At 61.9% G+C, this 14,218-nt stretch carries 14 protein-coding genes; 5 read left to right on the plus strand and 9 right to left on the minus strand.

Going from position 1 to position 14,218, the window contains the following annotated elements; translation table 11 throughout:
• Positions 1-2: 2 nt before the first annotated feature.
• The 6 genes from K3177_RS10780 to rpsF form a co-directional block, all read right to left on the minus strand.
• Positions 3-1,487: a methyl-accepting chemotaxis protein gene (locus K3177_RS10780; protein ID WP_221598264.1), complete on the minus strand. Its 1,485-nt coding sequence runs from the start codon at positions 1,485-1,487 to the stop codon at positions 3-5.
• Positions 1,484-1,807, minus strand: a complete 324-nt coding sequence (locus K3177_RS10785) for a hypothetical protein (protein WP_221598265.1) — start codon at positions 1,805-1,807, stop codon at positions 1,484-1,486. Before K3177_RS10785 ends, K3177_RS10780 begins: the two co-directional genes overlap by 4 nt.
• Before the next feature lie 66 nt (positions 1,808-1,873).
• Positions 1,874-3,313, minus strand: coding sequence for an AMP nucleosidase (locus K3177_RS10790; RefSeq protein ID WP_103023649.1), 1,440 nt, complete (start codon positions 3,311-3,313; stop codon positions 1,874-1,876).
• Positions 3,314-3,435: 122 nt separating this feature from the next.
• On the minus strand, positions 3,436-4,062 hold the full coding sequence (gene rplI, locus K3177_RS10795; RefSeq protein ID WP_103023650.1) for a 50S ribosomal protein L9: 627 nt from the start codon (positions 4,060-4,062) through the stop codon (positions 3,436-3,438).
• A gap of 11 nt (positions 4,063-4,073) precedes the next feature.
• Positions 4,074-4,298 (minus strand): 30S ribosomal protein S18, encoded by a 225-nt coding sequence (gene rpsR / locus K3177_RS10800; protein ID WP_086436027.1) that lies wholly within the window; start codon positions 4,296-4,298, stop codon positions 4,074-4,076.
• Positions 4,298-4,663 (minus strand): 30S ribosomal protein S6, encoded by a 366-nt coding sequence (rpsF, locus tag K3177_RS10805; RefSeq protein ID WP_103023651.1) that lies wholly within the window; start codon positions 4,661-4,663, stop codon positions 4,298-4,300. The genes rpsR and rpsF overlap by 1 nt, the downstream gene beginning before the upstream one ends.
• Positions 4,664-5,090: 427 nt before the next feature.
• On the opposite strand from rpsF, the gene K3177_RS10810 reads away from it, so the two are divergent.
• Positions 5,091-6,053 carry a DUF808 domain-containing protein gene (locus tag K3177_RS10810; protein ID WP_221598266.1) on the plus strand — a complete coding sequence of 321 codons (963 nt, stop codon included), beginning with the start codon at positions 5,091-5,093 and terminating at the stop codon, positions 6,051-6,053.
• 10 nt (positions 6,054-6,063) lie between these two features.
• Here K3177_RS10810 and K3177_RS10815 read toward each other — a convergent pair whose 3' ends face one another.
• On the minus strand, positions 6,064-7,491 hold the full coding sequence (locus K3177_RS10815) for a glutamate ligase domain-containing protein (RefSeq protein ID WP_221598267.1): 1,428 nt from the start codon (positions 7,489-7,491) through the stop codon (positions 6,064-6,066).
• 54 nt (positions 7,492-7,545) lie between these two features.
• Here K3177_RS10815 and K3177_RS10820 point away from each other — a divergent pair, with 54 nt between their 5' ends.
• From K3177_RS10820 to dnaN, 4 genes are all read left to right on the plus strand, one after another.
• On the plus strand, positions 7,546-8,370 hold the full coding sequence (locus K3177_RS10820) for an LD-carboxypeptidase (protein WP_221598268.1): 825 nt from the start codon (positions 7,546-7,548) through the stop codon (positions 8,368-8,370).
• Between the two features lie 22 nt (positions 8,371-8,392).
• On the plus strand, positions 8,393-9,331 hold the full coding sequence (gene fabD / locus K3177_RS10825) for an ACP S-malonyltransferase (RefSeq protein WP_221598269.1): 939 nt from the start codon (positions 8,393-8,395) through the stop codon (positions 9,329-9,331).
• Positions 9,331-10,083 (plus strand): 3-oxoacyl-[acyl-carrier-protein] reductase, encoded by a 753-nt coding sequence (gene fabG / locus K3177_RS10830; RefSeq protein ID WP_196845978.1) that lies wholly within the window; start codon positions 9,331-9,333, stop codon positions 10,081-10,083. The genes fabD and fabG overlap by 1 nt, the downstream gene beginning before the upstream one ends.
• 201 nt (positions 10,084-10,284) lie before the next feature.
• Positions 10,285-11,409: a DNA polymerase III subunit beta gene (gene dnaN / locus K3177_RS10835; RefSeq protein ID WP_221598270.1), complete on the plus strand. Its 1,125-nt coding sequence runs from the start codon at positions 10,285-10,287 to the stop codon at positions 11,407-11,409.
• Positions 11,410-11,434: 25 nt separating this feature from the next.
• Here the strand turns inward: dnaN and K3177_RS10840 are convergent, their stop codons facing one another.
• Both K3177_RS10840 and K3177_RS10845 read right to left on the minus strand, forming a co-directional pair.
• Positions 11,435-12,445 carry a zinc-dependent alcohol dehydrogenase family protein gene (locus K3177_RS10840; RefSeq protein ID WP_221598271.1) on the minus strand — a complete coding sequence of 337 codons (1,011 nt, stop codon included), beginning with the start codon at positions 12,443-12,445 and terminating at the stop codon, positions 11,435-11,437.
• Positions 12,442-14,193: an N-acyl-D-amino-acid deacylase family protein gene (locus K3177_RS10845; protein WP_221598272.1), complete on the minus strand. Its 1,752-nt coding sequence runs from the start codon at positions 14,191-14,193 to the stop codon at positions 12,442-12,444. Before K3177_RS10845 ends, K3177_RS10840 begins: the two co-directional genes overlap by 4 nt.
• Between the last annotated feature and the right edge of the window lie 25 nt (positions 14,194-14,218).

Here is a 14,218-nt window from a genome sequence, read left to right on the forward strand (position 1 = left end):
GGTTAAGCCGCCTTTATAGTGGCGACGAAGCGACCGGCCGATGCTTCGAGCGAGCGGATGTTTGTCATGAGCTCACCGGTCGTGCGGCGCGCGTCGCTGAACAGCTGCTCCGTCTGGACAGCACTTTCTGCGAGAAGGGCGCTCAGCCGTGCCATCTGGTCGGTGCCAGTGGCGGTTTCTTCTGCGTTCGTCTCGATCATGGCTGCGGCGCCGCGCTGTCCATCGACATCCCTTCGGATTGCTGCCGCGGACCGTGCAAGCTCCTCGATCGCTTCGCTCAGTTCACCGAAACTGGTTTCCGCTTCGCCCGTCCCGTCACGCACACCGGACAGCAGATTGTCGATTTGCTGGGTTGCTTTGGCGGCCTGCCTGGCCAGATCCTTGACCTCCTGCGCCACAACGGCAAAGCCCCTTCCGGCTTCACCTGCAGACGCAGCCTCGATCGCTGCATTCAAGGCAAGCAGATTGGTCTTCTCTGCAACGCTGGCGATCGATTTGGTCGCTTCGCCGATTGTCTGCGAATGTTTCGAAAGCGAAGTGACTGCCTCGCCGCCAGAATTGGTTCGAACGCCAGCTTCGCTCGCAAGTTGATCCTGCTGTCCTGCAGTTATGGCAATGCTGCTGATCGAACGGGACAGTTCCGCAACGCCTCTGGCCACCGATTCTACGGCGGTCGAGACCTGCGATGCGGAGGCGGCAACGTCGCTGGCCTGCCGGCCTGTGTCGCGGACGGTCCCATCAAGCGAAGTCATGGCCTTGTCGAGGGTGAGGGCGCTTTGCGAGACAGAGGCGGCGACCATGGCAACCGATCCTTCGAAATCTTCGGCGATGCGGAGCAGTTCGACTCGGCGCCGTTCGGCCTGTTCGTTTTCGATCATTCCACGCTTCGATCGTTCTGCATCAGCTTGCTGGAGCGCTTCATTTGCCAGGACATTGGCATTTTCACTCGCCATGAGAGCATCGGCCAGATGCGACAGGATCGCGTGGAGGCGAATAGCGATGAAACACAAGGCTGCCGCCTGAAGAACAACGGCCAAGGCGTGAACCAGCACACGTTCAATGCCGCCGCCGCCGGAAAAGACCCATTCCGGCGATACGAGGGCAAGCAGCAGGTGATGGAGCGCAATGGCCACAGCGGCCAGAACGATCGGACGCGCGTCGCATAGGACAGTCAGCAGGGCCAACCCGACGAAAAAATACATATGCATGTCGATCTGCCAGGCGGCACCGCGCATTGCATAAAGAAGCAATGCGGGTTGCAGAGCGGCCATGAGCGCGACTGCGAGGCGTGCGGCAAGATCTGATCGGCGCTGCAAGGCGTGTAGCGACGGCACGATGTTGAGCAGCGCGCTGACCATGCATGCGTGAAGAGCCTGCTGCCCCATGGAGAGGGTGAGCAGGCCGATGGCGAAGGTCGTACCCCATCCGGCGGCAGCAATCCATTTGATACCCTGCTGCCTGAGGGTATCGACTTCGTTTCGTATCATTTTGCTGTTCCGATGCAGCCGCCATCCGCGACGGCCAGGGCAATGATGCCGTGATTGAAAAGAAGATCGGCAAAAGCCGGACGGGTTCCCGTGACGATATAGCCATTCGCCAGCGCGGTTTTCGAAAGGAGCTTTCGCCCTTCGGAGGTGGCGAGCATGGGAAGGCTTCGCTCGGCCGACACCGTCAACGGATAGAATGCGACCGTGCCCTTTGCAGGTGGCGCGAGCAGAAGCGCACCGACAGCCAGCACGCCGGCGCCGATCTGCAACGTATCAAGCAGGTGCCGGCGAGCCGTCGCCGACAGTTCGATAGTGGTCATTACTGCCCAAATGGCAGAAAAGGATTATTGGACCGTTAACCCTCTAAAGCGCCACAATCATGCCATTTAGCGGAATGGCGGTTCGTTGAAGGCGCGAAGCTTGCGGCTGTGGAGGCGGGGGCCTTCATCGCGCAGCAGTTTGCAGGCCGTCACACCGATCTGGAGGTGGGCAGCAATGGCTTCTTCGTAAAATGCATTGGCCTGTCCCGGCAGCTTGATTTCGCCGTGGAGGGGCTTGTCCGATACGCAAAGCAGCGTGCCGTAGGGGACCCGGAAGCGATAGCCCTGACCGGCAATCGTTGCGCTTTCCATATCGACACCGACAGCGCGGCTGAGGCTCATGCGGTGGGCGGAACTGGTATAGCGCAGTTCCCAGTTGCGATCGTCGGTGGTGACCACGGTGCCCGTGCGCATGCGCTTTTTAAGGTCCGCGCCATGTTCGCCAGAGACCATTTCCGCCGCTCCGGCCAGCGCCTGCTGGACTTCGGCAATGGCGGGCAGGGGGATTTCCGGCGGAAGCACCGGGTCGAGTACGTGATCGTCGCGCAGATAGGCGTGAGCGAGAACGTAGTCGCCGATCTTCTGGCTGGGGCGAAGGCCGCCGCAATGACCGATCATCAGCCAGGCTTCCGGCCGCAGCACGGCCAGGTGGTCGCAGATCGTCTTCGCATTGGAAGGGCCGACGCCGATATTGACCAGCGTGATGCCTTCCTTGTTCGGGCCGACGAGGTGATAGGCCGGCATCTGGTGGCGCCGCCATGCCGTATCGGACAGTTGCGCGCGGGCATTGTCTGTCTTTTCCGTGAGCATGAGCCCGCCGGCGCCCGCCAGGGCAGTGTAGCCGTTGGCGCCGAGCTGCGATCCGGCCCAGTCCACGAATTCATCGACATAGCGATGGTAGTTCGTGAACAGGATGAAGCGCTGGAAGTGTTCCGTGCTGGTGCCCGTATAGTGCGCAAGACGCGCCAGACTGAAGTCGGTCCGCAAGCCGTCGAAAAGGGAGAGGGGGATGGCTTCGTCCGGTTCGCCGAGGATTATACCGTCGGCCAGTTCGTCCCCGATATCGGCCAGTTCGGTCGAGGGGAAATGACGCGCGATGAGGTTGGGATCGACGCCGACGAGTTCCGCACCGGCTTCGCCATCGAGGACGTAGGGGAAGGGGATTTCCTGGCGTGACGAGCCGACTTCCAGTTCGACTTCGTAATTCTCGTCGATGAGTTCGAGCTGTTCGCGAAGGTAATCGCGGAAGAGCGCCGGGCGGGTGACCGTGGTGGTGTAGAGCCCGGGCGCGTTGAGGCGGCCGAACGCGCGGTTGCGGTCTTCGGGCTGATCGCCGCCGCGGAAACGCAGGCGCAGTTCGGGATAGGAATAGCTGCCGTCGCTGCGGCGTTCCGGCGCGGGCAATTCGCGTTCGCGGCCGAAGGCGATGACGTCTGCGCGCAGCCGCTCGACTGCCGCGTCATAGATGCTCTCGAGCCTGTCGAGCGTCTGTTCGATGGATTCCATGGGCGTTTCTCCTGCCTCTTGTGTTTATGAAGTCCCTCCCTGCCATAAGCAGGGCTTTGTTACAAAAAGGGCGCGGGGACCGAAGCCGCCGCGCCCTGATTGTACTTTTTTCGAAGCGAGGATCAGCCTTCGGCTGTCTCTTCGCCTTCGTCCGCTCCGTCTTCGAGCATGTCGGCGGGAATTTCGCCCGGCTCGAGGTTGGAGTCGATGCGGTTGGCTTCGGCCTGTTCTTCGATCTCGCGCTGTTCGTCTTCGAACATCTGCGCCATCACGTCGACACCCTGGCTCTGCAGCTCGGCTTCGTCGTCCGAACGGGCGACATTGGCCTTGATGTTAACCGACACCTCGGGGTGGAGGTCGATGCGGACTTCATGCATGCCGATCGCCTTGATCGGATCACCCATGATGACCTGCTTCTTGTCGATGTCGTGGCCCTTGTCGGCGAGCGCGGCAGCGATGTCGCGAACGTTGACCGAACCGTAGAGCTGGCCGGTGTTCGACGCAGCGCGGATCAGTACGATTTCGACGCCATCGACCTTTTCGCCAGCCTTTTCGGCTTCGGTACGACGTTCCGCGTTTTCCTTTTCCAGGCGATCGCGGTTCGCTTCGAAGACCTTCTTGTTGGCTTCGTTGGCGCGCAGTGCCTTTTTCTGCGGGAGCAGGAAGTTGCGGGCATAGCCGTCTTTCACGGTGACGACGTCACCGATCGAGCCGAGCTTTTCGATCCTCTGAAGGAGAATGATATCCATGGATTTTCTCCTTACTTCACGATGTACGGCAGCAGGCCGATGTGGCGAGCGCGCTTGATGGCCTTGGCCAGTTCACGCTGCTTCTTCGCGCTGACGGCGGTGATGCGGCTGGGGACGATCTTGCCACGTTCGGACATGAAGCCCTGCAGCAGACGTGTGTCCTTGTAGTCGATCTTGGGGGCGTTCTTGCCCGAGAACGGGCAGGATTTGCGGCGGCGGAAAAACGGACGGGCCATCAGTTACGCTCCTCGCGGTCGCGGCGCTTCTTGGCATCGCGCTCGTTCTTGCGCATCATCACGCTGGGGCCATCTTCATGCTCGTCGACACGGATGGTCATGTAACGGATGACGTCTTCATTGATGCGGGTCTGGCGTTCGAGCTCTTCCACGACGGCGCCGGGGCCTTCGATGTTGAGCATTACGAAATGCGCCTTGCGGTTGCGGTCGATCTTGTAGGCGAGGTTCTTGAGGCCCCAGGTTTCCGTCTTGGTAACCTTGCCTTCGTTATTCTCGACAATCTCGGTCGCGGTGGCGGCGAGCTGGTCCACCTGAGCCTGGCTCAGGTCCTGTCGCGCCAGGAAAACATGCTCGTAGAGAGCCATGCCCTTGTCCTTTCACATATGGCCGATCGCTGGCTGATCCGCGGGATTGCGGGGCCCCTCCGGCTTTCTTCGAATCCCCCGGTACACCCAGGGGATGCGCGCACATAACGGGATTGGCGCAGAATGCAAGCGAGGGTCGAACAGGTTTACGCCGACCGGGGGTGAATTCAAAACTCGCGCATTCACCATTCCCTTTGTCAAACAACGATTTAGTTCTGAATTGGCAGCCGGGAATGTCACCTTCCATGTCGCGACCACGCTACCGCCGGTTGGGGTAGGCGACGAAGCGCCGCCATGAACCCGCCCAGCGGCGAGGGCATGCTGCATGCCATTTCATCACGATGTAGGACAGCGCGAAATCGCCAGTTGCTTCGTTTGCGTAAGGCAGGCAAGCGTGGTGCGGATTTCAAATAAACAAGGACGCGCAATGCCCGGCGGTTTGGTAGCCCTTCTGGACGACGTATCGATCATTGCGCGCACCGCGGCGGCTTCGGTAGACGATATTGCCGCGGCTGCTGGCCGGGCAGGTTCGAAGACGGCAGGCGTGGTCATCGACGACGCCGCCGTTACGCCGAGCTATGTGACCGGCCTGTCGCCAGCGCGCGAGCTGCCGATCATCTGGAACATCACCAAGGGCAGTTTGAAGAACAAGCTGCTGATCCTGCTACCCGGCGCCGTCCTGCTGAGCGAGTTCCTGCCGCAGGCGATCGTTTTCATCCTTATGCTGGGCGGTGCCTATCTTTCGTATGAAGGTGCGGAGAAGGTGGCCGAGAAGCTGGGCGGCAAGAAGCATGGCCAGACGGTGGCAGACGATATCAAGGACCCGGTCGCGTTCGAGAAGCAGCGGGTTTCCAGCGCGATCCGAACCGATCTGATCCTGTCCGCGGAAATCATGGCCATCACGCTGAACGAAGTGGCGGCAGAAGATCTGCTGACCCGCGCCGGGGTTCTGGCCATCGTCGGCATCGCGGTGACCGTAGGCGTCTACGGCGTGGTCGGCCTGATCGTGAAGATGGACGATATCGGACTGCATTTCGCCAAGAAGGACGGCGCGGCAGCGCAGAGCTTCGGACGCGGGCTGGTGGCGTTCATGCCGCATCTGCTGGTGGCGTTGAGCTTCATCGGCACCATTGCCATGCTGTGGGTCGGCGGCGGGATCATCCTGCACGGCCTGGCGGACATCGGTATTGCAGGGCCGGAACACTGGATCGAAGGTATCGAGCACGGCGTATCCGCCGTAGCCGGAGCAGCCGGCGGCGTTCTGGGCTGGCTGACCTTTGCCGGGCTGTCCGCGCTGGTCGGACTTGCGCTGGGGTTCGTCCTCCTCTTCCTGCTGCACAAGGTCTTCGGCATGGGACATGGCGATGGCGGCGAGGCTGCCGCGCACTGATCGCCAGCCGTCACGGAAGGCGTGAGAAGAGGTCCCTCGCAAAACTGCTGAGCGTATCGTCGCGCGCGCCCATGATGACGATACGATCGGCAGGGCGGGCCATTTCGGCCAGCCGATCACCCACCGCATCGCGCGACGGAATATATTCGGCGTTTCCGCCTGCCTGTTCGATCAGGCCGACGATCCGTTCGCTGCCTTCGCTGCGGTCGACCGTGCCGCCGAAATAGACCGGATCGCACAGAATAACCGTGTCGCCTTCGTCCAGTTCGTTGGCGAAGGTTTCCGCCAGTTCGTCGCCCATCTGCCTGAGCGGACCGTAGCCATGAGGCTGGAAGAACGCGAGTACGCGGCCCGGATGCGCTTTCAAGGTGCGCAGCGTAGCGGCACATTTTTCGGGATTGTGGCCGAAATCGTCGATCACCGTAATGGCCGAGGGGCTGGTGCCGACAATGTCGAAGCGGCGCGCGAGGCCAGCAAAGGCGGCCAGAGCCTCGACCGCCTTGCCGACCGGGATACCTGCCGCTGCAGCGCCGGCTATCGCCGCGAGCGCATTCGAAAGATTGTGGCGACCGGGCAGGTGGAGCGTCAGTGGATGCTGGCTGCCATCGTGCCGATCCACGATCAATGCCGCCTGCCGCATGGGGCCTTCCGCAATCGAGCCCGGGACCACGCCGATCTGCGCCTTTTCCTGATCGATGCCGAAAGTGACAACTTCCTTCGCATGCGGGAGGAGTGCGAGCGCTTCTTCATCATCGGCGTTGATCACCGAGATGCGGCTGCGCGAGAGATAGTCCCCGAACAGCTGGCGCAGTTCTTCCATGCTCTTGTGATCGAGGCTGACATTGAGCAGCACGCCAACCGCAGGGCGATAGAGCGCGATCGATCCGTCGCTTTCGTCGACTTCGCTGACATAGAGGCTCTGGCCGCCGATCACGGCACTGGCAAAGGGGCGTTCGGGCGACACGAAGTTCTTCATCACCGCGCCGTTCATGATGGTCGGTTCGCGCCCGCAGGCGTGCAGTATCCACCCGAGCATGCCGGTGACCGTCGATTTGCCGCTGGTACCCGCGACGGCAAGACCCGCGCCGCTGGTATTGAAGAGAATCGAATTCAGTTCCGCGCGGGTAAGGCGCAGGCACCCGAGTTCGTTCGCGCGGCTGACTTCGGGAACGCTATCTTCGATGGCGGCGCTGGCGACGAGAATCTGTTCGGCCGAAACCATTCCGCTGCCGTCCTGCGGGTGCAGGGTGAAGCCCTGATTTTCCAGCGCGGCGAATTTTTCCGGCGTGCGGCCCTGATCGTAGCTGCGATCGGATCCTTCGACCGTGCAGCCGCGCCCTTTGAGGATCTGCGCAAGCGGCAGCATTCCCGAGCCGCCGATGCCGCAGAAGAAGAAGGGGCGGGCAAACAATTCGTCTGGAGTGGGCATATCGCTCATGCCGGTGCAGCTATTGAGTTGTGTCGCCCGACACAAGCGCGCTAGCACGCGGACATGGTCAAAATTGCGATCTGCGCCCCCGGAAAACGGTTGAAGCGCGACAGGGCCGAGGCGGTCCAGGCCTTGGTGGCTGGCCGCGAGGACGTGGACCTGATGTTCCACGAACAGTGCTTTCTGGAAGAGGGGCATTTTGCCGGCAGTGACGCCGTGCGCCTTGCCGCCTTGCTGGACTGTGCCAACGATCCCGCATTCGATGCGGTCTGGTTTGCCATGGGTGGATACGGATCGAACAGGATCGCGGCGGAGGCGGCGAGGCAGATGAACGACCATGCGCGGGGCAAGCGGTTCATCGGCTATTCGGACACGGGTTTCCTGCTCGGCGTGCTGTATCGCCACGGGATCGGTCAGGTGGCGCACGGCCCGTTGGCGGGCGACATAAGGCGCGCCGGAGGCGAGGCGGCGGTGGAACGCGCGCTCGATTGGCTGGCAGGCGGGGCGAGCGGTCTGGAACCGAGCCTGGGCGAGCGGCCTGCGGTCGCTTTCAACCTGACCACGCTGGCGATGATGGTGGGGACCGAACTGATGCCCGATCTGACCGGGCATGTCGTCATGATCGAGGAAGTGGCAGAGCATCTTTATGCCGTGGACCGGCTGTTCTTCCACATCAGCCAGCACCTGCAGGGCATTGCGGGACTACGGCTCGGCCGGATCAGCGACGTGCCGGAAAACGACCGTCCTTTCGGCAGCGACGAGATCGCCATTGCGCAGGACTGGTGCGCGCGCAGCGGGATTCCCTATCTCGGCCGCGCCGATATCGGCCATGATGCTGCCAACAAGATTGTCCCCTTCGGACTTGAGGCGCGCGGCCCACGGGCCTAGGCGCGCCCGCAAGGAGAAATTCATGACTGCATTCATCTTTCCCGGACAGGGTAGCCAGAAGGTCGGCATGGGCGCCGACCTTGCCGACGCCAGCGCGCATGCCCGCGAGGTTTTTCAGGAAGTCGACGAGGCGCTGAAGCAGAATCTTTCCGGCCTGATGAAGGACGGGCCCGAGAGCGAGTTGACGATGACCGCCAATGCGCAGCCCGCCATCATGGCCAATTCGATCGCGACGGTGCGCGTTCTGGAAAAGGAATTCGGCGTCGCGCTGGCGGACAAGGCCGACTGTGTGGCCGGACATTCGCTGGGCGAATACAGTGCGCTGTGCGCTGCCGGAGCATTTTCGCTGACGGATACGGCCAAGCTGCTGCGCTTGCGCGGGATCGCCATGCAGGATGCCGTTCCCATCGGACTGGGCGCGATGGCCGCACTGCTGGGAGCCGATATCGATAAGGCCACCGCGCTGGCCGAAGCCGCGGCTGAGGGTCAGGTGTGCGAAGTGGCGAACGATAACGACCCCACGCAGGTCGTCATCTCCGGCCATGCCGAAGCAATCGACCGCGCCATCGAAATGGCCAAGGATCATGGCATCAAACGCGGCATCAAGCTGCCCGTTTCGGCGCCGTTCCATTGTTCGCTCATGGGCCCTGCGGCCCTGCGCATGAAGCGCGCGCTGGGCGATACGCCGCCCGAAGCCTTCACCGTGCCGCTCTACGCCAATGTTACCGCCGCGCGCGTAACCGACCCGGCGGAGGAACAGGCCCTGCTGGTCGAACAGATCACCGGCCGCGTGCGGTGGCGTGAAAGCGTGATCGCCATGCGCGAAGCGGGTATCGAGCGGTTCATCGAACTGGGCGGCAAGGTGCTTGGCCCGATGATCGGCCGGATCGACAAGGACGCGGCGACCGTATCGCTCGTCACAATGGAAGACCTCGAGAATTTCGCGAAGGAGAACGCGTGATGTTCAGCCTCGAAGGAAAAACCGCCCTCGTGACGGGCGCCAGCGGCGGCATCGGCTCGTCGATTGCCTACGCCCTGGCGAAGCAGGGTGCACGACTGGCACTGTCGGGTTCGAATTCGGACAAGCTGCGCGCCTTTCGCGAACAGCTGAACAGCGAATTCGGTCACGATCATGTCGAGATCACCTGCGACCTGTCGAATGCGAAGCAGGTGGAGGAGCTGATCCCGGCCACCGTCGACACGCTGGGCAGCATGAATATCCTGGTCAACAATGCCGGCATCACGCGCGACAACCTCGCCATGCGGATGAAGGACGAGGAATGGGACGATGTGATCCGCATCAATCTGGAAGCCAGTTTCCGTCTGATGCGCGCCAGTGCTCGGCCCATGATGAAGGCCAAGGGCGGGCGTATCATCTCGATCACCAGCGTGGTCGGCCACACCGGCAATCCGGGCCAGATGAACTATACCGCCGCCAAGGGCGGGCTGACCGCCATGTCCAAGAGCCTGGCGCAGGAACTTGCAAGCCGCAACATCACGGTGAACTGCGTGGCGCCGGGCTTCATCCGCACCGCCATGACCGATGCGCTGAACGACGATCAGAAGGGCGCGATCAATTCACGTATCCCGATGGGCCGCATGGGCGAGGGCGAGGAAATCGCCGCTGCAGTGGCCTATCTGGCGAGCGACGAAGCCGCCTATGTCACCGGCCAGACGCTGCATGTGAACGGCGGAATGGCGATGATGGGATAAGGGAGGCGCTTTGGCGGACGTGGGCGCGGGGGCAATCCGCGCCATGTCCGACAAACCCACCACTTTTCCCCAAGGAAATCGGGACCGGGCCCCTTGCGGCTTGCTCCCTATGACCGCCCCGCTAGGGTAATTATCCGTATTCCGGCGCTGATGGGGGCGATTCCGGCCCTCTGTGTGCCCAAAAGGGACGAAAGTAGGACCATGAAGGCCACCATCGAACGCGCTACGCTGCTGCGTTGCCTCAGCCACGTGCAATCGGTCGTAGAACGCCGTAACACCATCCCCATCCTCTCGAACGTCCTGATCGAGGCGGAAGGCGACAATTCACTGAAGGTTATGGCGACCGACCTCGACCTGCAGGTGGTCGAACATATGGACGCCAGCGTCGAAAGTGCAGGGGCGATCACCGTATCGGCGCACTTGCTGTTCGACATCGCCCGCAAGCTGCCGGACGGTTCTCAGGTCAGCCTGGAAGCCGCGGAAAACCGCATGGCGATCAAGGCCGGGCGCAGCCGCTTTTCGCTGCCGACGCTGCCGCGCGACGACTTCCCGGTGATCGTGGAAGGCGATTTGCCGACCAGTTTCGAACTGCCGGCAAAGACGCTGGCGGAACTGATCGACCGCACGCGGTTCGCCATCTCGACCGAAGAGACCCGTTATTATCTCAACGGCATTTTCTTCCACGTATCGGACGACAGTGAACCGGTGCTGAAAGCTGCGGCCACCGATGGTCACCGCCTCGCACGCTTCACGCTGTCGCGTCCGGAAGGCGCAGAAGGCATGCCCGACGTCATCGTGCCGCGCAAAGCCGTGGCCGAACTGCGCAAGCTGCTCGAAGAAAAGATGGACGGCAATGTTCAGATCGACCTGTCGGCCAGCAAGGTGCGCTTCACGCTGGGCGGCGAGGGCGGTGTGGTCCTTACCAGCAAGCTGATCGACGGCACGTTCCCCGATTATTCGCGTGTTATTCCAACGGGTAACGACAAGCTCCTGAAAATCGATCCGAAGAGTTTCCACGAGGGTGTGGACCGCGTCGCGACGATCGCGACCGAGAAGACCCGCGCGGTCAAGATGGGTCTCGACAGGGACAAGGTGACGCTGACCGTCACGAGCCCCGACAACGGTACCGCGACCGAAGAAGTGCCCGCCGAATATGCATCGGACGGGTTCGAAATCGGCTTCAATGCGACATATCTGAAGGACATTCTCAACCAGATCGATTCGGACACGGTGGAAATCCATCTTGCCGATGCCGGCGCACCGACACTGATCCGCAAGGACGAGAATTCGCCTGCGCTTTATGTGCTGATGCCGATGCGGGTGTAGGTCGCGGCCGGCGATCCTTCGCCGGTCAGATTTCCACCGCGATCTTGCCGAAATGGGCGCCGCTTTCCTGGTGACGGAAAGCGGCAGCCAGGCGTTCCAGCGGGAAGTTGTCGGAAATCTCCGGACGGATTCCGTTGGCGTCGATCCCGGCGATCATGTCTAGCTGGTGGCGCCGGCTTCCCACGGTCAGGCCCTGCACGCGCAGGTTCTTCGCCATGAGAAGGCCGGTCTGGACCGGTCCGGCAAAGCCTGCGAGGACGCCGATAAGCGCGACATGGCCACCGACGCAGGCCGCAACCATCGATTGCCCCAGCGTTCCGGCACCGCCGACTTCGACAACGCAATCCACGCCATGTCCGCCGGTGAGTTCGTGAGCCTTTGCGCCCCACTCCTCGACCTCGCGATAATTGATCAGATGATCGGCACCCAGATCGCGGAGACGTTCGAGCTTCTCTCCGCTCGAACTGGTGGCGATCACCGTCGCCCCTGCAGCCTTGGCGAACTGAAGGGCGAAGACCGAGACCCCACCGCTCCCCTGAACAAGGACCGTATCGCCCGGCTTGACCGAATTGTCGACGAACAGGGCGCGCCATGCCGTTAGACCGGCGCAGGTCAGCGTGGCGGCTTCGGCATGGCTGTAACTCTTGGGGACGCGGGTGAACGATGAAGCGGGCGCGGTGACCGCTTCGCGCGCATACCCGTCGATCCCGTCACCGGGCACACGGGTGAAGCCTGTTTTCGGGGGCGCACCGTCCAGCCAATCGGGAAAGAAGGTGCTGACCACCGGATCCCCCACGGAAAACTCGGTTACGCCATCGCCCACGGCCGTAACCACGCCCGCGCCATCGGACATGGGAATGCGCCCCTGCTGCGACGGGATCATCCCGGTGACGACTGCATAGTCGTGGTAATTGAGTGAACTCGCCTTCAAGGCGACGGTTATCTCGCCGGCCGCCGGTTCGGGCGGGCCGTCGACGTCGCAATAGACGAGGGCATCGAGGGTGGAAGGTGTCGCGCCTGTGCGAATGGCCTTCATTCCGCTGCCTCCAGCAGTTCCACACGTTGCGGACCGCGAATGAGGCCGCCGGGCGTTTCGCCCGTCCATTCGCCATCGCGGAAGGTAACCTTTCCGTTCTTGATCGTGGCGATGTAACCTTCGGCCTTTTGCAACAGGCGCTTCCCACCAGCAGGCAAGTCGAAAGCGAGCCAGGGTTTGCCCAACCGGATACGATCCATGTCGATAATGTTGAGATCGGCGAGATATCCTGGCGCGAGGACGCCGCGATCTTCGAGACCATAAAGGCGGGCCGTGTCGTTGCACTGTCGCTTGATCGCGTTTTCGAGACCAATCGTACCGCGAGACCGGTCACGCACCCAATGCTGAAGCATGAAGGTGGGGGAGGCTGCATCGCAGATCGTTCCGCAATGGGCACCGCCATCCGACAGCGAATTGACGGTATCGTCCGATTGCTGGAGATCCATCAGGAAATCGAGATTTCCGTCGGCATAATTCAGGATGGGGAGATAGATGAACCCCTTGCCATCATCGCGGCATAACAGGTCGTAGGCATATTCGTCGCCCGAGACTCCGGCAGCCTTTGCGCGTTCGAAGATGCTTTCGGCGATGGTTGGTTCGTAGTTGAAATCCGGGTCCATTTCGAACTGCATGTTCCAGCCGCCGCAGACGACCATTACGAGACCGATGATGTCCTGATTGACGTCGGAAAAGTCATGCTGTTCGCCGAGCATACGAGCCTTGAATGCCGGATCGAGAAGTTTTGCCTTCTGTTCTTCCCAGGGCAGATTTTCGATTTCCTTCCAGCTTGGCTTGAGGCGGAAAGGATGAACGGTCCCCTGCCAGGCCATGACGATGCCGTTACCCCGCAGTGCGATCTGCGCGACGATATTGGCGCCATTGTCGTTTTCCGCTCGCATGCTGGCGATCTGTTCGTCGAGCGGCAATTCCTTGGCGATGGACTGAAGCGCGGCGAACGTAACGGGCAGGCCGGTCTCGCGGCTCATCTTGCCCATCCAGCCGAATTCATCCCAATCGCGTTTCATGTCGGAAGCCATTTCGAAGACGCCGTGGCCCGCGCGACCCATGGCTCGGCCGATTTCGATCAGCTCTTCCGCTGTTGCGGTGGTGCCCGGCACGACTTCGCCATCGATATCGCGGTGAAGCACGGTGCGGGACGTTGAAAAGCCCAGAGCGCCGGCACGAACGCCTTCTTCGACGATGCGTCCCATTTCGGCAATTTCGGCATCGGTCGGAACGGCGCCCGGACGCTCGCGGTCGCCCAGCACATAGGCGCGCACCGAGCCGTGCGGGACATGGGTGCCGACATCGATCGCACGGGGCAGCTTTTCGAGCGCATCGAGATATTCCGGGAAGGTTTCCCAATTCCATTCCATGCCTTCGGCGAGGGCAGTGCCGGGAATATCCTCCACCCCTTCCATGAGGCCGATGAGCCATTCGTGCTTGTCCGGCTTGGCCGGCGCGAAGCCAACGCCGCAATTGCCCATGACGACCGTAGTCACGCCGTGCCAGCTGGAAGGGGCCATCTCCTGATCCCAAGTGGCCTGTCCATCGTAGTGGGTGTGAATATCGACAAAGCCGGGAGTGACGAGATGCCCACCAGCGTCAATTTCTTCCACGGCGTCACCGCTGACCGTGCCGACCTGGACGATCAGCCCATCCTTGACGGCGATGTCACCGTGGAACCGGTCCTGTCCGGTACCATCGACGATGGTCCCGTTGCGAATGATCAGATCGTATGCGGGCATAGATAGGCGCTCCTCTCTCCGGTGA

Origin of the sequence: Qipengyuania pacifica, from assembly GCF_019711555.1 — a bacterium.
Classification (GTDB): Bacteria; Pseudomonadota; Alphaproteobacteria; order Sphingomonadales; family Sphingomonadaceae; genus Qipengyuania; species Qipengyuania pacifica.